At 73.2% G+C, this 21,776-nt stretch carries 16 protein-coding genes; 11 read left to right on the forward strand and 5 right to left on the reverse strand.

What is annotated here, in order from left to right; translation table 11 throughout:
* Positions 1–5: 5 nt before the first annotated feature.
* Entirely contained in the window at positions 6–2,534 is a 2,529-nt protein-coding gene (locus tag JHAT_RS18475; RefSeq protein ID WP_077799304.1) for an ATP-dependent Clp protease ATP-binding subunit, read from the reverse strand.
* A 326-nt stretch (positions 2,535–2,860) separates the two neighbouring features.
* Positions 2,861–3,637 (reverse strand): type I methionyl aminopeptidase, encoded by a 777-nt coding sequence (map, locus tag JHAT_RS18480; protein ID WP_077799305.1) that lies wholly within the window; start codon positions 3,635–3,637, stop codon positions 2,861–2,863.
* 63 nt (positions 3,638–3,700) lie between these two features.
* Between map and JHAT_RS18485 the strand changes: the two genes are divergently transcribed.
* From JHAT_RS18485 to JHAT_RS18505, 5 genes are all read left to right on the forward strand, one after another.
* On the forward strand, positions 3,701–3,952 hold the full coding sequence (locus tag JHAT_RS18485) for a helix-turn-helix domain-containing protein (protein ID WP_077799306.1): 252 nt from the start codon (positions 3,701–3,703) through the stop codon (positions 3,950–3,952).
* Between the two features lie 178 nt (positions 3,953–4,130).
* Positions 4,131–4,973, forward strand: a complete 843-nt coding sequence (locus JHAT_RS18490; protein WP_077799307.1) for a nitrilase-related carbon-nitrogen hydrolase — start codon at positions 4,131–4,133, stop codon at positions 4,971–4,973.
* The gene (locus JHAT_RS18495; protein ID WP_077799308.1) at positions 4,970–6,253 is read left to right on the forward strand and encodes an aspartate aminotransferase family protein; all 1,284 of its coding nucleotides are present in this window, start codon (positions 4,970–4,972) and stop codon (positions 6,251–6,253) included. Before JHAT_RS18490 ends, JHAT_RS18495 begins: the two co-directional genes overlap by 4 nt.
* Before the next feature lie 130 nt (positions 6,254–6,383).
* Positions 6,384–7,787: a dihydropyrimidinase gene (hydA, locus tag JHAT_RS18500; protein ID WP_077799309.1), complete on the forward strand. Its 1,404-nt coding sequence runs from the start codon at positions 6,384–6,386 to the stop codon at positions 7,785–7,787.
* Between the two features lie 11 nt (positions 7,788–7,798).
* Positions 7,799–8,800: a TIGR03842 family LLM class F420-dependent oxidoreductase gene (locus tag JHAT_RS18505; protein ID WP_077799310.1), complete on the forward strand. Its 1,002-nt coding sequence runs from the start codon at positions 7,799–7,801 to the stop codon at positions 8,798–8,800.
* A gap of 52 nt (positions 8,801–8,852) precedes the next feature.
* Here the strand turns inward: JHAT_RS18505 and JHAT_RS18510 are convergent, their stop codons facing one another.
* Complete coding sequence (locus JHAT_RS18510) at positions 8,853–9,749, reverse strand: CAP domain-containing protein (RefSeq protein ID WP_077799311.1); 897 nt, start codon at positions 9,747–9,749, stop codon at positions 8,853–8,855.
* Positions 9,750–10,196: 447 nt separating this feature from the next.
* On the opposite strand from JHAT_RS18510, the gene JHAT_RS18515 reads away from it, so the two are divergent.
* On the forward strand, positions 10,197–11,723 hold the full coding sequence (locus tag JHAT_RS18515) for an NCS1 family nucleobase:cation symporter-1 (RefSeq protein ID WP_077799312.1): 1,527 nt from the start codon (positions 10,197–10,199) through the stop codon (positions 11,721–11,723).
* A 16-nt stretch (positions 11,724–11,739) separates the two neighbouring features.
* Here the strand turns inward: JHAT_RS18515 and JHAT_RS18520 are convergent, their stop codons facing one another.
* Together JHAT_RS18520 and JHAT_RS18525 are read right to left on the reverse strand one after the other, a co-directional pair.
* Positions 11,740–12,405, reverse strand: a complete 666-nt coding sequence (locus tag JHAT_RS18520) for a hypothetical protein (protein WP_077799313.1) — start codon at positions 12,403–12,405, stop codon at positions 11,740–11,742.
* 131 nt (positions 12,406–12,536) lie between these two features.
* Complete coding sequence (locus tag JHAT_RS18525) at positions 12,537–13,601, reverse strand: biotin/lipoate A/B protein ligase family protein (protein WP_077799314.1); 1,065 nt, start codon at positions 13,599–13,601, stop codon at positions 12,537–12,539.
* Positions 13,602–13,819: 218 nt separating this feature from the next.
* Here JHAT_RS18525 and JHAT_RS18530 point away from each other — a divergent pair, with 218 nt between their 5' ends.
* The 5 genes from JHAT_RS18530 to JHAT_RS18550 all read left to right on the forward strand — a co-directional run bounded on the left by JHAT_RS18530 (position 13,820) and on the right by JHAT_RS18550 (position 21,673).
* On the forward strand, positions 13,820–16,528 hold the full coding sequence (locus tag JHAT_RS18530; protein ID WP_077799315.1) for a SpoIIE family protein phosphatase: 2,709 nt from the start codon (positions 13,820–13,822) through the stop codon (positions 16,526–16,528).
* Between the two features lie 342 nt (positions 16,529–16,870).
* Entirely contained in the window at positions 16,871–18,709 is a 1,839-nt protein-coding gene (locus JHAT_RS18535; protein WP_077799316.1) for a gamma-glutamyltransferase family protein, read from the forward strand.
* 83 nt (positions 18,710–18,792) lie between these two features.
* Positions 18,793–19,641 carry an inositol monophosphatase family protein gene (locus JHAT_RS18540; RefSeq protein ID WP_077799317.1) on the forward strand — a complete coding sequence of 283 codons (849 nt, stop codon included), beginning with the start codon at positions 18,793–18,795 and terminating at the stop codon, positions 19,639–19,641.
* A gap of 116 nt (positions 19,642–19,757) precedes the next feature.
* Positions 19,758–21,167: an NAD(P)/FAD-dependent oxidoreductase gene (locus tag JHAT_RS18545; RefSeq protein WP_077799372.1), complete on the forward strand. Its 1,410-nt coding sequence runs from the start codon at positions 19,758–19,760 to the stop codon at positions 21,165–21,167.
* Positions 21,164–21,673: an O-acetyl-ADP-ribose deacetylase gene (locus tag JHAT_RS18550; protein WP_077799318.1), complete on the forward strand. Its 510-nt coding sequence runs from the start codon at positions 21,164–21,166 to the stop codon at positions 21,671–21,673. Before JHAT_RS18545 ends, JHAT_RS18550 begins: the two co-directional genes overlap by 4 nt.
* Positions 21,674–21,776 lie beyond the last annotated feature (103 nt).

Genomic DNA, 21,776 nt, shown 5'->3' on the forward strand with positions numbered 1-21,776 from the left:
GCGCGTCACTGTTCGGGGGCGGGCCGCTCCGGCGTCCGGAACGCCAGCCGCCCGTCCTCGACGTCCACCGTGACCCGGCCGCCCTCCCGGACGCGGCCGTCGAGCAGCAGCCGGGAGAGCTGGTTGTCCACCTCGCGCTGGATGGTGCGGCGCAGCGGCCGGGCGCCGTACTCGGGCTGGTAGCCGCGCTCGGCGATCCAGTCCACGGCCGTGTCGGTGAAGTCGACGGTGATGTCCTGCGCCCGCACCATGCGCCGGGTCTGCTCCAGCAGCAGGCTGGTGATCTGCCGCAGCTGCTCGCCGCTGAGCTGGCGGAAGACGACGATCTCGTCGATGCGGTTGAGGAACTCCGGCCGGAAGTGCTCGCGCAGCGGGCGCAGCACCTGCTCGCGCCGGGCCTCCTCGTCCGCCTCCGTGCCGCCCGGGCCGAAGCCCAGGGTGGCGCCGCGCCGGTTGATCACGTCGGAGCCCAGGTTGCTGGTCATCACGACGACCGTGTTGGTGAAGTCCACCGTGCGGCCCTGCGAGTCGGTCAGGCGGCCGTCGTCCAGGACCTGGAGCAGGATGTTGAAGACGTCCGGGTGCGCCTTCTCCACCTCGTCCAGCAGCAGCAGCGAGTACGGGTGCCGGCGCACCACCTCGGTGAGCTGACCGGCCTCCTCGTGCCCGACGTAGCCGGGCGGGGCGCCGACCAGGCGGCTGACGGTGTGCCGTTCCTGGTACTCGCTCATGTCGAGGCGCACCATGCGGTCCTCGCTGCCGAACAGGGCCTCCGCCAGGGCCCGGGCCAGCTCGGTCTTGCCGACGCCCGTCGGGCCGAGGAAGAGGAAGGAGCCGATGGGCCGGTCGGGACTGGCGAGCCCGGCGCGGGAACGCAGCACGGCGTCGGACACCACCCGCACGGCCTCGTCCTGGCCGACCACCCGCTCGTGCAGGTGGGCCTCCAGGCCCAGCAGGCGGTCCTTCTCCTCCTGGGTGAGGCTGCTGACCGGGATGCCGGTCTGCCGGGACACCACCTCGGCGATGGACTCGGTGTCGACCACCAGGTTCAGGCCCTCGTCGGCCTGACCACCGCCGTCCGCCCGGGCGATCCGCTCCTTCAGCTCGGTGATCCGGTCGCGCAGCTGCATGGCCTGCTCGTACTGCTCGTCCGCGACGGCCTGGTCCTTGTCCCGGATCAGCTGGTCGACCTCGCGCTCCATGGCCCGTACGTCCGTGCCCTTGGTGCGCGCCTGCAACCGCACGCGGGCACCGGCCTGGTCGATCAGGTCGATCGCCTTGTCCGGCAGCCGCCGGTCGGTGAGGTAGCGGTCGGACATCTCCACGGCCGCCACCAGCGCCTCGTCGGTGTAGCGGACCTGGTGGTGCGCCTCGTAGCGGTCGCGCAGACCGCGCAGGATCTCGATGGCGTCCGCCGGGGTGGGCTCGGGCACCAGGATCGGCTGGAACCGGCGGGCGAGCGCCGCGTCCTTCTCGATCCGGCGGTACTCCTCCAGCGTGGTGGCACCCACGATGTGCAGCTCGCCGCGGGCCAGGGCCGGCTTGAGGATGTTCCCGGCGTCCATCGACCCGCCCTCGCCGCCACCGCCCGCGCCGACCACCGTGTGCAGCTCGTCGATGAAGATGATCAACTGGTCGGAGTGGGCGCGGATCTCGCCCACGATGTTGTTCATCCGTTCCTCGAAGTCGCCCCGGTAACGCGTGCCCGCGACCACACCGGTCAGGTCCAGGGCGACCACCCGGCGCCCGATCAGCACGTCGGGCACGTCGCCGTCGGCGATGCGCTGGGCCAGCCCCTCCACGACGGCGGTCTTGCCGACGCCCGCGTCACCGATGAGCACCGGGTTGTTCTTGCCGCGCCGGGAGAGCACCTCGACGGTCTGCTCGATCTCCTGCTCGCGCCCGATCACCGGGTCGATCCGGCCCTGCTGGGCCAGGTCGGTGAGGTCGCGGCCGTACTTGTCCAGCGTCGGCGTGTTGGTGGACCGGGGGGTCTCCGCCCGGCCCTTGGCGGCCTCCGGCGTCTCCGTCGGCAGGCCCGAGGGGGCGAACCGGGCCGCGTTCAGGATGTGCCCCGCGGCCGAGTCCGGGTTGGCGGCCAGGGCGCTGAGCACGTGCTCCGGGCCGATGTAGCCGGTGCCGGTCGACCGGGCCAGCTCGTGCGCGTCCAGCAGGGCGCGCTTGACGGCCGGGGTCAGGGAGAGCGAGGTGGGCGGCGGGACCTCGCCCGGCGGGTGCTGCACCGGTCCGGTCCGCTCGTCGATCTGCGACGCCAGCGCGTCGGGATCGGCGCCGGCCCGGCTGAGCAGGCCGCGGGTCGGCTCGGTGGCGAGCGCGGCCCGCAGCAGGTGCTCGGTGTCCAGGTCCCGGCTGCCGTGCTCGGCGGCGTACTGGGCGGCGCCGCGCACCAGCTCCCGGGCGGGCTGGCTGAGCAGCCGCCCGATGTCGATCTGCCTCGGCCTGGGCCCGCCGAAGAAGCGCGCCAGGAATTCCGCGAACGGGTCGCCCTCCGGGCCCATGAAGCCGCTGCTCATCGTGTACGGACCTCCGCTGCATCGCTGATCGACGTGCCGGGGCCGGGTAACCCGGTCGGGGCACGGTCATGCCCAACATGACACGTTCTGTTCCACCGGGCATGTCCGGACCCCGAGCGGGCGGACGGCTCCGGGGGAGTCCCCGGACGCGGAGTGGGGGGTACCGGGGGTGTCCCCGGGTGCGGGGACGGGGCGTACCGGACGCCCCCGGACATGAGGGCGGGGCGCACCCGGACCGTCCCCCGGTGTGCGGACGCGTCGCGACGGGGACGGGCCCTCCCCCGGACGGGGCTCCGGGCCGCTCGCCCCGTGTCACGCCCCCGGAGTCACAGGCCCTCCCGCGACGTCAGGACGCGCGGTCCCGCCTCCGTGATCGCCACCGTGTGTTCCACGTGGGCGGCCCGGGAGCCGTCGTTCGTGCGCAGGGTCCAGCCGTCCGGGGCGGGGTGGTAGTCGTCCCGGCCGCTGCCGATCAGCATGGGCTCGATGGCGAGGACCATGCCGTGCCGCAGGGGGAGTCCGCGGCCCGGCCGGCCCTCGTTGGGCACCCCCGGGTCCTCGTGCATGTGCCGGCCGATGCCGTGGCCGCCGAAGTCCTCCATGATCCCGTAGCCGGCGGCCCGGCACACCGTGCCGATGGCGTGCGCGATGTCGCCGATGCGGTTGCCGACGACGGCCGCCCCGATGCCCGCCGCGAGGGCCCGCTCGGCGGTCTCGACGAGCGTGACGTCCGCCGCCCGCGGGGTGCCCACGACGAAGCTGATCGCCGAGTCGCCGGCCCAGCCGTCCAGCGTCGCGCCGCAGTCGATGGAGACGAGGTCGCCGTCGCGCAGCCGGTAGCCGTCGGGGATGCCGTGCACGATCGCGTCGTTCACCGACGCGCAGATCACTCCCGGGAAGGGCGTCGGCGCGAAGGAGGGCCGGTAGCCGAGGAACGGCGAGCCCGCACCGGCCTCCCGCAGCACCCCGCGTGCCACCGCGTCCAGCTCCAGCAGGGACACGCCCACGTCGGCGGCCTGCCGTACGGCGGTCAGGGCGCGTGCGACGACCTGGCCGGCCGCGTGCATGGCGTCGATCGATGTGTCCGTCTTCAGTTCCACCATGACAATTACTATACCGGTATTTTAATTGGGTCCGATGTGGGGGACCGGTATTAGAATGACGCCATGGTGCGCACACCCCTGACCCCCGAAGAGCGCGAGCGCGGCGAGCGGCTCGGGCTGCTGCTGCGCGCCGCGCGCGGCGAGCGGAGCATGACCGAGGTCGCGGCCGAGGCCGGCATCTCCGCCGAGACCCTCCGCAAGATCGAGACCGGCCGCGCGCCGACCCCGGCGTTCTTCACGGTGGCGGCGCTGGCCCGCGCGCTGGGACTGTCCATGGACGAGCTGGCGGGACGGTGCACGCCGATCGCGATCTGAGGAGCGCACCAGCCGCCCCGTGAGCCCCACCGCTCACCCAGCGGAGTGCGAATGGCGCTCGACACCGCGTCGTGGCGACGATGCTCTTGGCAAGCCCCTCCGGCCGGGCATACCTTCGTCCCTCTACGTCCTGCTCTACGGGCGTAGAGGCTCTGACGTCGCGTCGAAGGAGCAGCTCATGGCCCACGTCGTACGTGCCGCTCTGGTCCAGGCCACCTGGACCGGCGACACCGAGTCCATGGTGGCGAAGCACGAGGAGCACGCCCGCGAGGCCGCCCGGCAGGGTGCCCAGGTCATCGGCTTCCAGGAAGTCTTCAACGCCCCCTACTTCTGCCAGGTCCAGGACCCCGAGCACTACCGCTGGGCCGAGCCCGTGCCCGACGGCCCCACCACCCGCCGCATGCAGGCCCTCGCCCGCGAGACCGGCATGGTGATCGTCGTCCCCGTCTTCGAGATCGAGCAGTCCGGCTTCTACTACAACACCGCGGCCGTGATCGACGCCGACGGCACCGTCCTCGGCACCTACCGCAAGCACCACATCCCCCAGGTCGAGGGCTTCTGGGAGAAGTTCTACTTCCGCCCCGGCAACCTCGGCTGGCCCGTCTTCGACACGGCCGTCGGCAAGATCGGCGTCTACATCTGCTACGACCGGCACTTCCCCGAGGGCTGGCGCCAACTCGGCCTCGGCGGCGCCCAGCTGGTCTACAACCCCTCCGCCACCCACCGCGGCCTCTCCGCCCACCTGTGGCAGCTCGAACAGCCCGCGGCGGCCGTCGCCAACGAGTACTTCGTCGCCGCGATCAACCGGGTCGGGCAGGAGGAGTACGGCGACAACGACTTCTACGGGACGTCGTACTTCGTCGACCCGCGCGGCCGGTTCGTCGGCGACGTGGCCAGCGACACCAAGGAGGAACTCGTCGTCCGCGACCTGGACTTCGACCTCATCGAGCAGGTGCGGCAGCAGTGGGCCTTCTACCGCGACCGCCGCCCCGACGCCTACGAAGGGCTGGTGCGGCCGTGACCAAGGACCTCTTCGCCCGTCACCGCGCCGTCCTGCCCGACTGGCTCGCCCTCTACTACGAGGACCCGCTGGAGATCACCCACGGTGAGGGCCGGCACGTCTGGGACTCCGCCGGCAACAAGTACCTCGACTTCTTCGGCGGCATCCTCACCACGATGACCGCGCACGCCCTGCCCGAGGTGACCAAGGCGGTGAGCGAGCAGGCCGGGCGGATCATCCACTCGTCCACGCTCTACCTCGACCGGCCCATGGTCGAACTCGCCGAACGCGTCGCCCAGGTGTCCGGCATCCCCGACCCGCGCGTCTTCTTCACCACCTCCGGTACCGAGGCCAACGACACCGCCCTGCTCCTCGCCACCACCTACCGGCGCAGCAACACGATCCTGGCGATGCGCAACAGCTACCACGGCCGCTCCTTCAGCGCCGTCGGCGTCACCGGCAACCGCGGCTGGTCCCCGACCTCGCTGTCCCCGCTCCAGACGCTGTACGTGCACGGCGGCGTGCGCACCCGAGGACCCTACGCCCACCTGGACGACCGCGACTTCATCGACGCCTGCGTCGCCGACCTGAAGGACGTCCTCGGCCACACCCGCCCGCCGGCCGCGCTGATCGCCGAACCCGTCCAGGGCGTCGGCGGCTTCACCTCCCCGCCCGACGGCCTGTACGCCGCCTTCCGCGAGGTGCTGCACGAACGGGGCGTCCTGTGGATCGCCGACGAGGTGCAGACCGGCTGGGGCCGCACCGGCGAGCACTTCTGGGGCTGGCAGGCCCACGGACGCAGCGGCCCGCCCGACATCGTGACCTTCGCCAAGGGCATCGGCAACGGCATGTCGATCGGCGGCGTCATCGCCCGCGCCGAGATCATGAACTGCCTGGACGCCAACAGCATCTCCACCTTCGGCGGCACCCAGGTCACCATGGCGGCCGGCCTCTCCAACCTCACCTACCTGCTGGAGCACGACCTCCAGGGCAACGCCCGCCGCGTCGGCGGCATGCTCATCCAACGGCTGCGGGCCGCCGCCGCCCAGGTGCCGCACGTGCGGGAGGTGCGCGGGCGCGGGCTGATGATCGGCGTCGAGCTGACCCGGCCCGGCACCGACGAGGCCGCCCCCGAGGCGGCGTCCGCCGTCCTGGAGGAGGCCCGCGCGGGCGGACTGCTCATCGGCAAGGGCGGCGGCCACGACACCAGCGTCCTGCGCATCGCCCCGCCGATGTCCCTCACCGTCGCGGAGGCCGAGGAGGGCGCCGCGATCCTCGAACGCGCCCTGCGCAGCCTGTGACGGCCGCGAGCCGGACCGGACGGGCCGCCTGAGGCCCGCCGACCGCCGACGGTCCTCCCGCGACCGGACACCGGGCTCCCGCCCCAGCTGACCGTGCCGTGACCGACCGCTCCTGACAGGAGGGACCAGCATGAGCAGCCGTACCGTCATCCGCGGTGGCCTCGTCGTCACCGCGTCCGACGAGACGCACGCCGACGTCCTGATCGAGGACGGGCGCGTCGCCGCCCTCGCCGCGACCGGCACCCCGGCCGCCGGGGCCTTCACCGCCGAGAGGGTGATCGACGCGAGCGGCAAGTACGTGATCCCGGGCGGCGTCGACGGCCACACCCACATGGAGATGCCCTTCGGCGGCACCTACGCCGCGGACACCTTCGAGACCGGCACCCGGGCCGCCGCCTGGGGCGGCACGACCACGATCGTCGACTTCGCGATCCAGAGCACCGGCCGCTCCCTGCGCGAGGGCCTGGACGCCTGGCACGCCAAGGCCGAGGGCAACTGCGCGATCGACTACGGCTTCCACATGATCGTCTCCGACGTGAACCAGGAGACGCTCAAGGAGATGGACCTGCTGGTGGAGGAGGGGGTGACCTCCTTCAAGCAGTTCATGGCCTACCCGGGCGTCTTCTACTCCGACGACGGCCAGATCCTGCGCGCCATGCAGCGCTGCGCCGAGAACGGCGGCCTGATCATGATGCACGCCGAGAACGGCATCGCGATCGACGTGCTGGTGGAGCAGGCCCTCGCACGCGGCGAGACCGACCCCCGCTATCACGGGGAGGTGCGCAAGGCCCTGCTGGAGGCCGAGGCCACCCACCGCGCCATCAGGCTCGCGCAGGTCGCGGGCGCCCCGCTCTACGTCGTGCACGTCTCCGCGATCGAGGCGGTCGCCGAGCTGGCCCGGGCGCGCGACGAGGGGCTGCCCGTCTTCGGCGAGACCTGCCCGCAGTACCTGTTCCTGTCCACCGACAACCTCGCCGAACCGGACTTCGAGGGCGCCAAGTACGTGTGCAGCACGCCGCTGCGCCCGCGCGAGCACCAGGCGGCCCTGTGGAGGGGCCTGCGGACCAACGACCTCCAGGTGGTCTCCACCGACCACTGCCCCTTCTGCTTCACCGGCCAGAAGGAACTGGGCCGCGGCGACTTCTCCAAGATCCCCAACGGCATGCCGGGCGTCGAGAACCGCATGGACCTGCTCCACCAGGCCGTCGTCGACGGGCACATCAGCCGGCGCCGCTGGATCGAGATCGCCTGCGCCACCCCGGCCCGCATGTTCGGCCTGTACCCGAAGAAGGGCACCCTCGCGCCCGGCGCCGACGCCGACGTCGTCGTCTACGACCCGCACGCCGAACAGGTCCTGTCCGCCGAGACCCACCACATGAACGTCGACTACTCGGCCTACGAGGGCAAGCGGATCACCGGCCGCGTCGAGACCGTCCTCTCGCGCGGCGAACCGGTCGTCACCGCGCGGGAGTACACCGGACGCAAGGGCCACGGCGTCTACACCCCGCGCTCCACCTGCCAGTACCTGAACTAGGAGCGGTGCCCATGGACTTCGGACTCGTCCTGCAGACCGACCCGCCGGCCTCCCGCGTCGTCGACCTGATGCAACGCGCCGAACGCAACGGGTTCACGCACGGCTGGACCTTCGACTCCGCCGTGCTGTGGCAGGAGCCGTTCGTGATCTACAGCCAGATCCTGGCCCGCACCACGAAGCTGAGGATCGGCACGATGGTCACCAACCCGGGCACCCGCACCTGGGAGGTGACCGCGTCCACCTTCGCCACCCTCAACGACATGTACGGCAACCGCACCGTCTGCGGCATCGGCCGCGGCGACTCCGCGATGCGGGTGGCCGGACGCAGACCCGGCACCCTGGCCCGCCTGGGCGAGGCGATCGACGTGATCCGCGACCTCGCCGAGGGACGCGAGGCCGAGGTCGACGGACGGCCGCTGCGGATCCCGTGGGTGCGGGACGGGAAGCTGCCCGTCTGGATGGCGGCGTACGGGCCGAAGGCACTCGCCCTCGCCGGACGGAAGGCCGACGGCTTCATCCTCCAGCTCGCGGACCCGTACCTGACCGAGTGGATGGTGAAGGCCGTACGCACCGCGGCCGCGGAGGCGGGACGCGACCCCGCCTCCGTCACCGTCTGCGTCGCCGCCCCGGCGTACGTCGGCGACGACCTGGCGCACGCCCGCGAGCAGTGCCGCTGGTTCGGCGGCATGGTCGGCAACCACGTCGCCGACCTGGTCGCCCGATACGGCGAGCACTCGGACCTGGTCCCCGAGGCGCTGACGTCGTACATCAAGGAGCGGCACGGCTACGACTACAGCCATCACGGACGGGCCGGCAACCCGTCCACGGACTTCGTCCCCGACGAGATCGTCGACCGGTTCTGCCTGCTGGGCCCGGTCGAGGCGCACATCGAGAAGCTGCGGACGCTGCGCGAGCTGGGCGTCGACCAGTTCGCCGTCTACGACATGCACGACGCCCAGGAGGCGACGATCGACGCGTACGGCGCGGAGGTCATCCCGGCGCTCGACCGCTGACGGGCGCCTCGTGACCGGTACCCCTGCCGACGGGCACGCCCCCGACCGCGACCTAGCGGGACGTACCGAAGTCCTGGGTCCAGTAGGAGCCGGGCTGCGCGAGTCCGACGCCGATCTCCTGGAACGAGCAGTTGAGGATGTTCTCCCGGTGGCCGGGGCTGTTCATCCAGCCCTGCATCACCTGCTCGGGGGTGGAGTAGCCGTAGGCGACGTTCTCGCCGTAGCTGCTCCAGCTGTAGCCGGCGCCGGTGATGCGGTCGGCGGGCGAGGACCCGTCCGAGCCGGTGTGCGACATGGTGCCGCTCGCCGCCATGTCCTCGCTGTGCTTCTGCGCGGCCTCGGTCAGGGTGGCGTTCACCTTCACCGGGGAGCAACCGGCCTTGCCGCGCTCGGCGTTGACGAGTTCCACGACCTCGGCGACGGCGCCGGAGGCCTCGGTGCCGCCCGTCGTGGCGGGGCTCGGAGCGCTCGCGGTGGGCTTCGGGGCGGCCGTCGTGGGCTTCGGAGCCGTGGTGGCGGGCTTCGGAGCGGCCGTGGTGGGCCTCGGGGCCGCGGTGGTGGGCTTCGGAGCCGCGGTGGTGGGCTTCGGGGCCGTGGTGGCCGGCTTGGACGTGGTGGTCCCGGGGGCCGTCCTCCTCGGCTTGTGCGGCGGCTCGGCGGCGCTGTGCTTCGACGCGTCGGCCTGCGGAGTGCTCGCGGTGGCGGTCGGCGTGGCCGACGGTGCCGCCGTGTGCCCGCCGTGCTGCCGGCCGTTCCACCGCTGATACCAGTCGGGACCGTCCCACTCGCTCTCGGCCGCGACCGAGGTGGCGGTGTCCCGGTCCTGCCGCTGTCCGCCGTCGGACCAGTCGGCGCAGGCCATGGCGGCGGTGGGTATGCCTATGACGCCCACGGCGACTGCCGCGATGACCGTCCGACGGTACGTGTGCTGGTGGCGGTGCTTTCCCATGCGTGACCTCACCCCTGATGTCCGGAGGCTGGTCATTCTTGGGACGCCCGGGCGCCGGGCGCAAAGGGCCGTCGTACTACCGCGCCTCGTAGGTCCGCGGGGGTCTTGCGGCGGACGGGAGAGCGTGCCAGCCTGCCCGCGACGGACCTCCCGGGGCGCCTGCCGCCTCGTCAGAAACCGTCGCACGGCGAAAGAGCCGTGGCTCCCGTCGTCCGACCGGACCACCGTCCGTCCCGGCCCGCCCCGTTTTCACGGCAAGCCGGACAAATCCCCTATGTCGTCGGAGCGGGTCCTACTAAGGGGCCCGCATAGATCGGGACGCGGCGTGACGGATGTCACGGAACCATGCATTCCGTTTCAGCGTGGGGGCCGGTGCGCCGACCACCCCGCGTCCCCTCGGCACCGCCCGCACGGCCTCTCCCGTCCCCTCGCACGATTGGCCTGCCCATGACCGACACCGCGCCCGCGGCCCAGCCGCCGTCCACCCAGGTCACCCTTCCCGACGGACGCGTGGAGCTCGCTCCGGGCTCCCCGCCGCCGAGCGGCCCCTACGCCAACGAGGACCTGCTGCCGGTCCCCGTCGAGGGGCGCACCTGGACCACGTACAACTTCTCCGCGCTGTGGGTCGGGATGGCCCACAACACGGCCTCCTGGACCCTGGCCTCCGGCCTGATCGCCGTCGGCATGGACTGGAAGCAGGCGGTGTTCACCATCGCCCTGGCCAACCTGATCGTGCTCGTCCCGATGCTGCTCACCGGACACGCGGGACCCAGGTACGGCATCCCCTTCCCCGTCTTCGCCCGCGCCTCCTTCGGCATCCGCGGCGCCAACCTGCCCGCCGTCGTACGGGCGTTGGTGGCGTGCGGCTGGTTCGGCATCCAGACCTGGATCGGCGGCGAGGCGATCTACTTCCTGGCCGGCAAGCTGATCGGCGACGGCTGGAGCGACGCCGCGACGGTCGGGGGCCACCCCTGGACCATGTGGCTGTCGTTCGCGATCTCCTGGGCGCTGCAGGTCGCCATCATCCACCGGGGCATGGAGACCGTCCGCCGCTTCGAGAACTGGGCGGCGCCCTTCGTCCTCGTCGGCGCCTTCGTGATGCTGTGGTGGATGACCGACAAGGCCGGTGGCCTCGGCCCGCTCTTCGACCAGCCGTCGAAGCTGGGCTGGGGCGGCGACTTCTGGAAGCTGTTCTGGCCCTCCCTCATGGGCATGATCGGCTTCTGGTCCACGCTGTCCCTGAACATCCCCGACTTCACCCGCTACGGGAAGAGCCAGAAGGCCCAGACCCGCGGCCAGGCCCTCGGCCTGCCGACCACCATGACCCTGTTCGCCTTCCTGTCCGTGATGGTGACCTCCGGCTCGCAGGCGGTCTACGGGGAACCGGTCTGGGACCCGGTGCAGCTCGCCGCCAGGACGGACAACGTGGCGGGGCTGCTCTTCGCCCTCGTCACCGTGCTGGTGGCGACCCTGTCCGTGAACATCGCGGCCAACCTGGTCTCCCAGGCCTTCGACTTCTCCAACGTCGCGCCCCGCAAGGTGAGTTTCCGGACCGGCGCCCTCATCGCCTGCGTCCTCGCCGTGCTGATCTTCCCGTGGAAGCTGTACTCCGACCCGCAGGGCTACATCTTCACCTGGCTCGGCCTGGTCGGCGGCCTGCTCGGCACGGTCGCCGGCATCCTCGTCGCCGACTACTGGATCCTGCGCCGCGCCCGCCTCGACCTCGTCGACCTGTACCGCGCGGGCGGACGCTACTGGTACACCGGCGGCTGGAACTGGCGGGCGGTCCTCGCCTTCGTCACCGGCGGTGTCCTGGCCGTCGGCGGCGCCGACTTCCACCCCCTGGTCGACGGCCGGCCCGTGCCGTTCCTCGAACCGCTGGCCGACTACGGCTGGGCGGTGGGCCTCGGCACCTCGATGCTGCTGTACCTGCTGCTGATGCTGCCGGGCGCCCGGAACGGGACGGTTCGCTGAGGCACCGCGAGGGCGGTCAGCCGGCCTGGCCGCCCCGCAGGGCGGCCACCGCCTCCTTGGCCGCCTTGATGGCCCCCTTGTTGATCTCGTCCGTACCGGGGGCCTTCTTGGTCTCGAAGTCGCTGCCGTTGTACGTGATCGTCACCAGGGCGTTGGCCGCGCGGACCACCACGGTGCCCTCCCGCGTCTGCTGCTTGTCCTCGGTGGTGAGGTTCACGACGGAGTACGCCTCGTCGCCGAGTCCCGGGACGCCACCGCCGCCGCTGCGGTCGGCGACCCGCTCCTTGTACGACTTCTGCGCCGCCTCGTTCGAAGCCATCACCTCGTAGGAGACGTCCAGCCAGCGGTAGTCGTACCCCTTGAGCGCGTTCCACGAGCAGGTGCGGCGCACCTTCGTGTCCGTCGACGGGATCTCCTTGCCCGCCGCCTTCGCCCCCGGCACCAGCGACGTGATCGTCTTCTCGGCCAGGCTCCCGCAGGGCGCCGGGGCGGAGGCGTACGTCTTCGTCTCCGCCTGCGTCGCCGGGACGGAGGCGGACGGACGCCCGCCGTCGGGCGGCGTGCTGTCCTCGGCGGCCGGTGTCGTGTCCGGTCCGGACGACATCACCCAGCCCGCCGTGGCGAGCACGGCGACCGGGGCCAGGCGTGCGGTCAGGGCGAGCGGCAGGGGAAGGGAACGCACGGCGCACTTCTCGTGGGGGACGGTGCGGAAGGTGCCCGCACTGCGGACGGGGACGCCAGTGTCACACGAGTACCTGTGGGGCGGAAGGGCCGAACTCGCTGCGTGCCCGTCCGGTGACGCAGACGGACCCGTCAGGGCACCCGGGCCGTCCACCGCGGTGAGGAGAACTTCGTGCGGGCCAGCTCCTCGGCCCGCGCCAGTTCCCCGTCGGTCACCTTGCCCCGGGTGATCCCGTACCGGGCGCCGAAGGAGGCGATCATCCGCTCGATCACGGCCTCGCGCGGCAGGCCGGTCTGACGGCGCAGCGGATCCACCCGCTTCTTCGCGCTCCTGATGCCCTTGTCGCTGAGCTTCTCCCGGCCGATGCGCAGCACCTCGAGCATCTTGTCGGCGTCGATGTCGTACGACATGGTCACGTGGTGCAGCACCGCGCCGGGGCTGCCGCCGTGTCCCACGAGCCGTTTCTGCGCGGCGCCCGCGATCTTGCCCTGGTCGGTGGCGATGTCGTTCAGCGGCTGGTACCAGGCGCGGACGCCCATGTCGCCGAGGGCGCCGAGCACCCAGTCGTCGAGGTAGGCGTAGCTGTCCTGGAAGGACAGGCCCTGCACCAACGCCTCCGGCACGGACAGCGAGTAGGTGATCGTGTTGCCGGGCTCCACGAACATGGCGCCGCCGCCGGAGATCCGGCGCACCACCTCGACGCCGTGGCGCTCGGCGGCCTCGGCGTCGACCTCGTTGCGCAGGGACTGGAAGCTGCCGATGATCACCGCGGGGGAGCCCCACTCCCACACCCGCAGCGTCGGAGGACGCCGGCCCGCCGCGACCTCGGCGGTCAGCACCTCGTCCAGGGCCATGTGCAGGGCGGGGGACTGCGGGGCCTCGTGGATCAGCTGCCAGTCGTAGTCCGTCCAGTCCGTGGCGTGCGCCAGGGCCCGGCGCACGGCGATGCCGACGCCCTCGGACGTCAGCCCGTACATCACGGTGCCCCCGGGCAGGGCGGCGTCGATACGCGCGGCCAGTCCCGCGGCGTCGGTGTCGGCCGGGGCGCCCTCCAGCGCACGGTTCACGGCGTCGAGCGCCTCGTCCGGCTCGAGGAAGAAGTCGCCGGCCACGCGCACGTGCCGCAGCACCCCGTCCTCGGCCTCCACGTCCACGACGACCAGCTTGCCGCCGGGGACCTTGTACTCACCGTGCACCGTTCCGCCTCCGTTTCCGCACACGGGGGGCAACAGCGGGAACGCCGACGGTGTTCCCCGCCCGGGCGCGGCCGGGGGATCACCCGGCCGCGGCACCCGCGGCTCGCCGCGGACCGTCCGTCCCGGCGCGTCCCATGACGGCGGGCCCTGAACCGGTGTCGCGGAGTACCCTTTGCCCAGCCGTGACCATAATGAGTTTTATGTCCGGAATTCGCGTCATGCGGGAGTGGGCCTCCGGGCTCTTTCACGGGATCCGAGCGCCGGGGACGCGGCCGGGTCCCCCCGGACGCGGACCGACGGTGCGGACCGTCGCCGGCCAGGTGTTCCTGCTGCAGGTGGCCCTGGTCGTGCTGCTCGCGATCGCCGCGGTGGTGGCTCTGGTGCTCCAGGCCCGTCGGGACAGCACCCAGGCGGCACGGGAGCGGACCCTGTCGGTCGCGCAGACCTTCGCCAACGCGCCCGGGACCGTCGAGGCGCTGGACGGCCCCGACCCGACGGCCGTGCTCCAGCCCCGGGCCGAGGCCGCCCGCAAGGCGGCGGACGTGGCGTTCGTCGTCGTGGCCAGCACACGGGGGATCCGCTACACGCACCCCGACCCGGACCTCATCGGGAAGCACGTCCTCAGCTCCGTCGACAAGGCGTTGCAGGGCATCCCCGTGACGACGGAGCTCAGCGCCAGCGTCGGACCGGCCGTCGACTCGACCGTGCCCGTCCTGCGCGGTGACGGTTCGGTCGCCGGGATCGTCGCCGTCGAGATCACGCTCAGCGACGTCCAGCAGTCCACCGACCGCCAGCTGCCCGTCATCCTCGGCAGCGCCGCCGGCGCGCTGCTCCTCGCGCTGGGCGGATCGGCGCTGGTCAACCGGCGGCTGTCCCGGCAGACCCGCGGCCTCGGCCCCGCCGAGATGACGCGCATGTACGAGCACCACGACGCGGTGCTGCACTCCGTGCGGGAGGGCGTACTGATCGCCGACGGCACCGGGCGGCTGGTACTGGCCAACGACGAGGCGCGCAGGCTGCTCGGTCTGAGGCCCGAGGCGGAGGGGCGGCCGGTCGCCGAGGCCCCGCTCCCCCCGCGGATCGCCGAACTCCTCGGGGCCGGCGGGCCCGTCACCGACGAGGTGGTGCCGGTGGGGGACCGGCTGCTCGTGGTCAACCTGCGGACCACCGGCGACCACGGCGGCCCGCCCGGTGTCGTCGCCACCATCCGCGACACCACCGAACTGCGCGCGGTGATCGGGCGGGCCGAGGCCGTGCGGGAGCGCCTCCTGCTCCTGTACGAGGCCGGCGCACGGATCGGCAGCACCCTCGACGTGACCACGACCGCGCGGGAACTGACCCGGGTGGTCGTCCCGCGGTTCTCGGACTTCGCCACGGTGGACCTGGCCGAGGCGGTGTTCCGCGGGGAGGAACCGGGCGAGTCCGACAGCACGCTCGCACCGATGCGGCGCGCCGCGGTCGCCGGCCTGCACGACGACCACCCCCTGCACCCGCCGGGCCGGTCGACCGGCACCGTTCCCACCAGCACCGACTCCCTCGGCGGCAGCGAGCGCCACTCCTTTCCCGAGGGGAACGCGGAGGCCGCGCTCGCCCGGTACGAAAGGGACCCCGAGCACGCCCGGCGCCTCCTCGACTACGGCTTCCACAGCGTCCTCGGCATCCCCCTGCACGCACGGGGCGTGGTGCTCGGCACGGTCAACTTCTGGCGATCGCAGAACCCGGCCCCGTTCGACGCGGACGACGAGGAGTTCGCCCGGGAACTGGTGGCCAGGGCGGCGATGTGCGTCGACAACGCCCGCCGCTACACCCGGGAGCACGAGACGGCCGTCGCCCTGCAGCGCAGTCTCCTGCCGAGGGAGGTCCCCCGGCAGAACGCCCTCGACGTCGCCTACCGGTACCTGGCGGCGGAAGCCGGGGTGGGCGGGGACTGGTTCGACGTCATCCCGTTGTCGGGGGCCCGTGTCGCCCTGGTGGTCGGCGACGTGGTGGGGCACGGTCTGCACGCCTCCGCCACCATGGGGCGGCTGCGCACCGCCGTCCACAACTTCGCCGCCCTCGACCTGCCGGCCGACGAACTCCTCGCGCGCCTCGACGAACTGGTCCTGCGAATCGACCAGGAGGGCGCCCCGGACAGGTCCGAGATCGCCGGGGTCACCTGTCTCTACGCGATCTACGATCCGGTGGCGGGCCGGCTCTCCCTGAGCCGGGCGGGACATCCCAGCCCCGCGCTGGTGCTGCCCGACGGGACCGTGTGCTTCCCGGACAGTCCCGCGGGACTGCCGCTCGGTGTCGGCAGCGGCCTGCCGTTCGAGGCGGTCGGGATCGACGTGCCCGAGGGCAGCCGGCTCGTGCTGTACACCGACGGCCTGGTGGAAGCCCGCGGCCAGGACATCGACGAGGGCATGGAACTGCTGCGGCGGAGCCTCGCCCGGGCCGGGCGCACGCCCGAGGAGACCTGTGCCCGGGTCCTGGCGGACGTACCGGTCCGCCCGCCCCAGGACGACGTGGCGCTCCTCGTGGCCGGCACCCGCCTCCTCGACCCGGCCAGGGTGGCCGTCTGGGACGTGGACCGGGACCCGGCCGTCGTCTCCCGCGTCCGCCGCGAGGTCACCGACCGGCTCTCCGAGTGGGGCCTGGACGAGGAAGCCTTCGTCACGGAACTGATCCTCAGCGAACTGCTCACCAACGCGGTCCGCTACGGCGCCGACCCCGTCCGGGTGCGGCTGCTGCTCGACCGGGCCCTGATCTGCGAGGTCTCCGACGGCAGCAGCACCGCCCCCCACCTGCGCTACGCGGCCACCACCGACGAGGGGGGCCGTGGCCTGTTCCTGGTGGCTCAGCTCGCCGACCGCTGGGGGACCCGCTACACCGAGACCGGAAAGGTCATCTGGTCGGAGCAGACGCCTTCACCGCACCCGGGACCGTGAGCCGCGGGGAGCAGAGCGGAGCGGGGCGTGGACGCCGCCGTCGCGGTGGACGGCACCGCCGGACCGGCCCCGGACCCTCCGCAGGGCCGGGGGCGGCCCTCGGACCCGGTCGGCCGGATCCGTAAAGGGGGGACGCGTTCGGCCTGGTGAGGAGGGTGGCGCCGGTCGGTGGCGGGCGTCTACCCTGCGTGCGGCAGTGGCCGGTGCCGGGGCAGCCCGGGCCGGTGGCCCGAGGCGGGCGACGTGGAGGAGACGGCCCCGCGCGCGTTCTTCCCGGATTCCCCCGGTGGCCCGCCCCGCTGCCGCACGGTCCTTCGACGTCCCCACACCCCGAGGACAGGTATGCAGTTCACGACGCGCCCCACCCTGAGCGGAACCTTCGGCATGGTGTCCTCCACCCACTGGCTGGCGTCGCAGTCGGCGATGGCGGTGCTGGAGGACGGCGGCAACGCCTACGACGCCGCCGTGGCCGGCGCGTTCGTGCTGCACGTCGTCGAACCGCACCTCAACGGGCCCGCCGGAGAGGTGCCGATACTCCTCGCGCCGGCGGGCGGCGAGGTGCGGGTGCTGTGCGGGCAGGGCGTCGCCCCGGCCGGTGCGACGGTCGCCCACTACCGGGGACTCGGCCTGGACCTCGTGCCCGGCACCGGTCCGCTCGCCGCCGCCGTGCCCGGCGCCTTCGACGCGTGGATGCTCCTGCTGCGCGACCACGGCACCAGGCGCCTCGCCGACGTGCTGAAGTACGCCATCGGCTACGCCGAGCACGGGCACCCGCCCGTGGAACGCCTCACGGAGACCGTCGAGACCGTCCGCGAGCTGTTCGAGACGGAGTGGACGTCCTCGGCCGCGGTCTACCTGACCGACGGGCGACCGCCCCGCCCGGGCGAGCCGTTCCGCAACCCCGCCCTCGCCGCCACCTGGAAGCGCCTGCTCGCCGAGGCGGCCGGGGCGGGGAGCCGGGAGGCGGAGATCGAGGCGGCCCGCGAGGTCTGGCGCACCGGGTTCGTCGCCGAGGCGTTCGTACGGCAGGCCGCCCGGCCCACCCTGGACACCAGCGGCCGGCACCACACCGGCACCCTGACGGCCGCCGACCTCGCCGGCTGGTCCGCGTCCTACGAGGCGCCGGTGACGTACGACTGGAACGGCTGGACCGTGTGCAAGGCCGGCCCCTGGAGCCAGGGCCCCGTCCTGCTCCAGCAGTTGGCGCTGCTCCCGCCCGAGCTGCCCCGGTACGGCTCTGCCGACTACGTCCACCTGCTGGTCGAGGGCTGCAAGCTCGCCATGGCCGACCGGGAGGCCTGGTACGGGGACGCCGCCGGCGCGGCCGAGGTGCCGCTCGCCGACCTGCTGTCACCGGCGTACAACGCGGCCCGGCGCGAGCTCGTGGGGGACAAGGCCTCCTTCGACCTGCGGCCGGGCGGTCCGGGCGGGCGCACCCCGCGGCTCAGCGCCCACGCGCGCGTGGCGGCCGTCGAGGGGGAGGGGCTCGACGCCCTGGGAGTCGGCGAGCCGACCGTCGCCAAGGGCCCCACCTCCCCGGTGCCCGGCGAGCCGGCCGTCGGCGCCGACGGCGGCACCCGTGGGGACACCTGTCACCTGGACGTCGTGGACCGCTGGGGCAACATGGTCTCGGCCACGCCCAGCGGCGGCTGGCTCCAGTCCAACCCGGTCGTGCCCGAACTCGGCTTCCCGCTCGGCACCCGCCTGCAGATGACCTGGCTGGAGGAGGGCCTGCCGAACTCGCTCACCCCGGGCCGCCGGCCGCGCACCACCCTCACCCCGTCGATCGCCCTGCGCGACGGCGTGCCCGTCATGGCGTTCGGCACCCCCGGCGGGGACCAGCAGGACCAGTGGCAGCTGCACTTCTTCCTGGCGGTCGCCCTGCGCGCCCGGGTGCGCGGCGGCCTCGACCTCCAGGGCGCCATCGACGCCCCGAACTGGCACAACGACAGCTTCCCCGGCTCCTTCTTCCCCCGCGGCATGCGGGCGGGAAGCCTCACCGTGGAGTCCCGGATGCCCGAGGAGGTCGTCGAGGAGCTGCGCCGCCGCGGCCACGACGTCACCGTCGGCGAGGCGTGGTCGGAGGGGCGGCTGTGCGCCGTCGCGAGGGACCCGGAGACGGGCGTGCTGTCGGCGGCGGCGAACCCGCGCGGCGCGCAGGGGTACGCGGTGGGACGCTGAGGCCGACCACGTGTTCACGCCGATTCCACCCGGAGCACACCGCACGGGTGGGGACCGTCAGTGGCGCGTGCTCTCATGGAGCCATGATCGAGGACAACGAAACCATCGACGAGTTTCTCGCCCGGCACGCCGACGACGTGGAGGAGGCCGTCCGCAAGGCGGCCGCCCAGGAGATCATGCCGCGCTGGCGCCGGCTCGCGGCCCACGAGGTCGACCAGAAGTCCGGCCCGCACGACCTGGTGACGGACGCCGACCGCAAGGCCGAGCGGTGTCTGACCGAGGCGCTGCCCGCCCTGCTGCCCGGCTCGGTCGTGGTCGGTGAGGAGGCGGTGCACGCCAACCCCGCCTCGTACGAGGCGCTCCGGGGCGAGGCGCCGGTGTGGATCGTCGACCCCGTCGACGGGACGCGGCAGTTCGTGCACGGCGACGAGGGATTCTGCACGCTGGTCGCCCTGGCCCACCGCGGCGTGGTGCACGCCTCCTGGACCTACGCGCCCGTCCGCGACCGGCTCGCCACGGCCGTGCGGGGCCGGGGCGCCTTCCTGGACGGCGAGCGGCTGTACGCCGGGCCGCCCGAGCCCGGGCACGACCTGCGGGTCGCCACCTCCCACCCGGACTACACGACGGACGAGCAGAAGCGCGCCCTGCTCGGCCTGCGCACCCCGGGCGTGGCCCCCCGCGCCTGCGGCTCGGCGGGCCTCGAGTACCTCGCCGTCGCGCGCGGCGAGTCGGACGCCACGGCGTTCTCCTGGGAGGCGGCCTGGGACCACGCGGCGGGGCTCCTGCTGGTCGAGGAGGCGGGCGGTACCCACCTGACCCGGGCGGGCGAACCCTTCCGCATCACCGGTGGCAACGACCTTCCGTTCACCGCGGCCCGCGACGCGGCCACGGCCCGGCGGGTGGTGGCGCTGCTCGCGGGGGAGGCCGCCTGACCCCGTGCCCCCGGCCGCCCGCCGCCGGCCGTCACCCGCGCGCGGGGGCCGTCGGCGGACCGGCATATCCTGACCCGAGTGGCCTCGGCTGACGAAGGAGTCCGAAGGTGCCGTCGATGCTCGATGCGGTCGTGGTGGGTGCGGGACCGAACGGACTGACGGCTGCCGTGGAGCTGGCCCGCCGGGGCTTCTCCGTCGCCGTCTTCGAGGCGCGGGACACCGTGGGCGGCGGCGCCCGCACGGAGGAGCTGACCCTCCCCGGCTTCCGCCACGACCCCTGCTCGGCCGCGCACCCCCTCGGCGTCAACTCCCCCGCGTTCCGCGCCCTGCCGCTGGAGCGGTACGGCCTCGAGTGGCTGCACCCCGAGCTGCCCATGGCCCACCCGTTCCCCGACGGCTCGGCCGCCGTGCTGTCCCGGTCGGTCGGCGAGACCGCCGCATCCTTCGGCCCGCGTGACGCGGGCACGTACCGCAGGCTGGTCGAGCGCTTCCTGCCCCGGTGGGACACCCTGGTCCGCGACTTCATGTCCCTGCCGCTCACCGCGCTGCCCCGCGACCCGGTCACCCTCGCCCGCTTCGGCCTGGTCGGCCTGCCGCCGTCGACGTGGCTGATGCGCCGCTTCCGCGACGAGAAGGCGCGGACCCTCCTCGCGGGCCTCGTCGCCCACGTCATGGCCCCGCTCGGCGGCTTCGCCACCGGTGCCATCGGCCTGGTCTTCGCCCTCGCCGCCCACGCCCGCGGCTGGCCCGTGGCCCGCGGCGGTTCCCAGGCCATCTCCGACGCGCTCGCCGCGTACCTCGCCGACCTCGGCGGCACCGTCCACACCGACTACGAGGTCAAGCGCCTCGACGACCTGCCGCCGGCGCGCGCGTACGTCTTCGACACCTCGCCCACGGCCCTGGCCCGCATCGCCGGCCTCGGCAACCACTACGAGCACTACCGGTACGGCCCCGGCGTCTTCAAGATCGACTACGCGCTGGACGGCCCGGTCCCGTGGACGGCCGAGGCACCCCGCACCGCCGGGACGGTGCAGGTCGGCGCCGACAGCACGGAGATCGGCGCCGCCCTGCACGCCGCCTCGCGCACGGACCGCGCACCCGACCGGCCGTTCCTCATCACCGTGCAGCCCGGCGTCGTCGACCCCGGCCGGGCCCCGGCGGGCAAGCACGTCTTCTGGGCGTACGGACACGTCCCCCACGGCTGGACCGGCGACCTCACCGACGCCGTCGAACGCCAACTGGAGCGCTTCGCCCCCGGGTTCCGCGACCGCGTCCTCGCCCGCGCCACCGCCGGCCCGCCCGAGATCGCCGCCCGCAACGCCAACTACGTCGGCGGGGACATCGCCTCCGGTGCGGTCTCCGGGCTCCAGCTCCTGCTGCGCCCCAAGCTCTCCCTGTTCCCGTACGCCACCCCGCACCCGGCCGTCTTCATCTGCTCGTCGGCCACCCCGCCGGGCCCCGGCGTGCACGGCATGTCCGGACACAACGCGGCGAAGGCCGTCTGGCGGAGACTGAGGCAGACATGACCGTCATCACGCTGGTCCGGGGCGACATCACGCGCCAGAGCGCCGACGCGATCGTCAACGCGGCCAACTCCTCCCTGCTCGGCGGCGGCGGCGTCGACGGCGCCGTCCACCGGCGCGGCGGCCCCGAGATCCTCGCGGAGTGCCGCAGGCTCCGCGCCGGTCGCCTCGGCGGGGGTCTGCCCACCGGCCGGGCGGTCGCCACCACCGCGGGCGACCTGGACGCCCGCTGGGTGATCCACACGGTCGGCCCGGTCTGGTCGGCCGACGAGGACCGCTCCGGCCTCCTCGCCTCCTGCTACCGCGAGTCCCTCCGCATCGCCGACGAACTGGGCGCCCGCACGGTCGCCTTCCCGGCGATCTCCACCGGCGTCTACCGCTGGCCCGTGGACGACGCGGCCCGCATCGCCGTCGAGACGGTGCGCGGCACCACGACGTCGGTGACGGAGGTCCGGTTCGTCCTGTTCGACGACCGGGCGTACGAGGCGTTCGCCGCGCAGGCCGGCTGACGGACCCGAACCCGCCCGCGCGCCGGGCGGAACCGGTGACCGTTCATCAGGAACCAACAAAGTCCGACGGGGTAATTGATTCGGTTGTGTTCGAGTCCTAGGG

The sequence above is a fragment of the Streptomyces sp. JHA26 genome, from assembly GCF_002005565.1.
In the GTDB taxonomy this organism is placed as follows: Bacteria; Actinomycetota; Actinomycetes; order Streptomycetales; family Streptomycetaceae; genus Streptomyces.

What these genes read in the sequence shown, in the direction of transcription:
- JHAT_RS18485 (WP_077799306.1), top strand. Translation starts at nt 3,701, where the DNA reads ATGGTGCGCACACCCCTGACCCCCGAAGAGCGCGAGCGCGGCGAGCGG.
- JHAT_RS18505 (WP_077799310.1), top strand. Translation starts at nt 7,799, where the DNA reads ATGGACTTCGGACTCGTCCTGCAGACCGACCCGCCGGCCTCCCGCGTC.
- JHAT_RS18475 (WP_077799304.1), bottom strand. Translation starts at nt 2,534, where the DNA reads ATGAGCAGCGGCTTCATGGGCCCGGAGGGCGACCCGTTCGCGGAATTC.
- JHAT_RS18550 (WP_077799318.1), top strand. Translation starts at nt 21,164, where the DNA reads ATGACCGTCATCACGCTGGTCCGGGGCGACATCACGCGCCAGAGCGCC.
- JHAT_RS18515 (WP_077799312.1), top strand. Translation starts at nt 10,197, where the DNA reads ATGACCGACACCGCGCCCGCGGCCCAGCCGCCGTCCACCCAGGTCACC.
- JHAT_RS18510 (WP_077799311.1), bottom strand. Translation starts at nt 9,749, where the DNA reads ATGGGAAAGCACCGCCACCAGCACACGTACCGTCGGACGGTCATCGCG.
- hydA (WP_077799309.1), top strand. Translation starts at nt 6,384, where the DNA reads ATGAGCAGCCGTACCGTCATCCGCGGTGGCCTCGTCGTCACCGCGTCC.
- map (WP_077799305.1), bottom strand. Translation starts at nt 3,637, where the DNA reads ATGGTGGAACTGAAGACGGACACATCGATCGACGCCATGCACGCGGCC.
- JHAT_RS18535 (WP_077799316.1), top strand. Translation starts at nt 16,871, where the DNA reads ATGCAGTTCACGACGCGCCCCACCCTGAGCGGAACCTTCGGCATGGTG.
- JHAT_RS18545 (WP_077799372.1), top strand. Translation starts at nt 19,758, where the DNA reads ATGCTCGATGCGGTCGTGGTGGGTGCGGGACCGAACGGACTGACGGCT.
- JHAT_RS18530 (WP_077799315.1), top strand. Translation starts at nt 13,820, where the DNA reads ATGCGGGAGTGGGCCTCCGGGCTCTTTCACGGGATCCGAGCGCCGGGG.
- JHAT_RS18540 (WP_077799317.1), top strand. Translation starts at nt 18,793, where the DNA reads ATGATCGAGGACAACGAAACCATCGACGAGTTTCTCGCCCGGCACGCC.
- JHAT_RS18490 (WP_077799307.1), top strand. Translation starts at nt 4,131, where the DNA reads ATGGCCCACGTCGTACGTGCCGCTCTGGTCCAGGCCACCTGGACCGGC.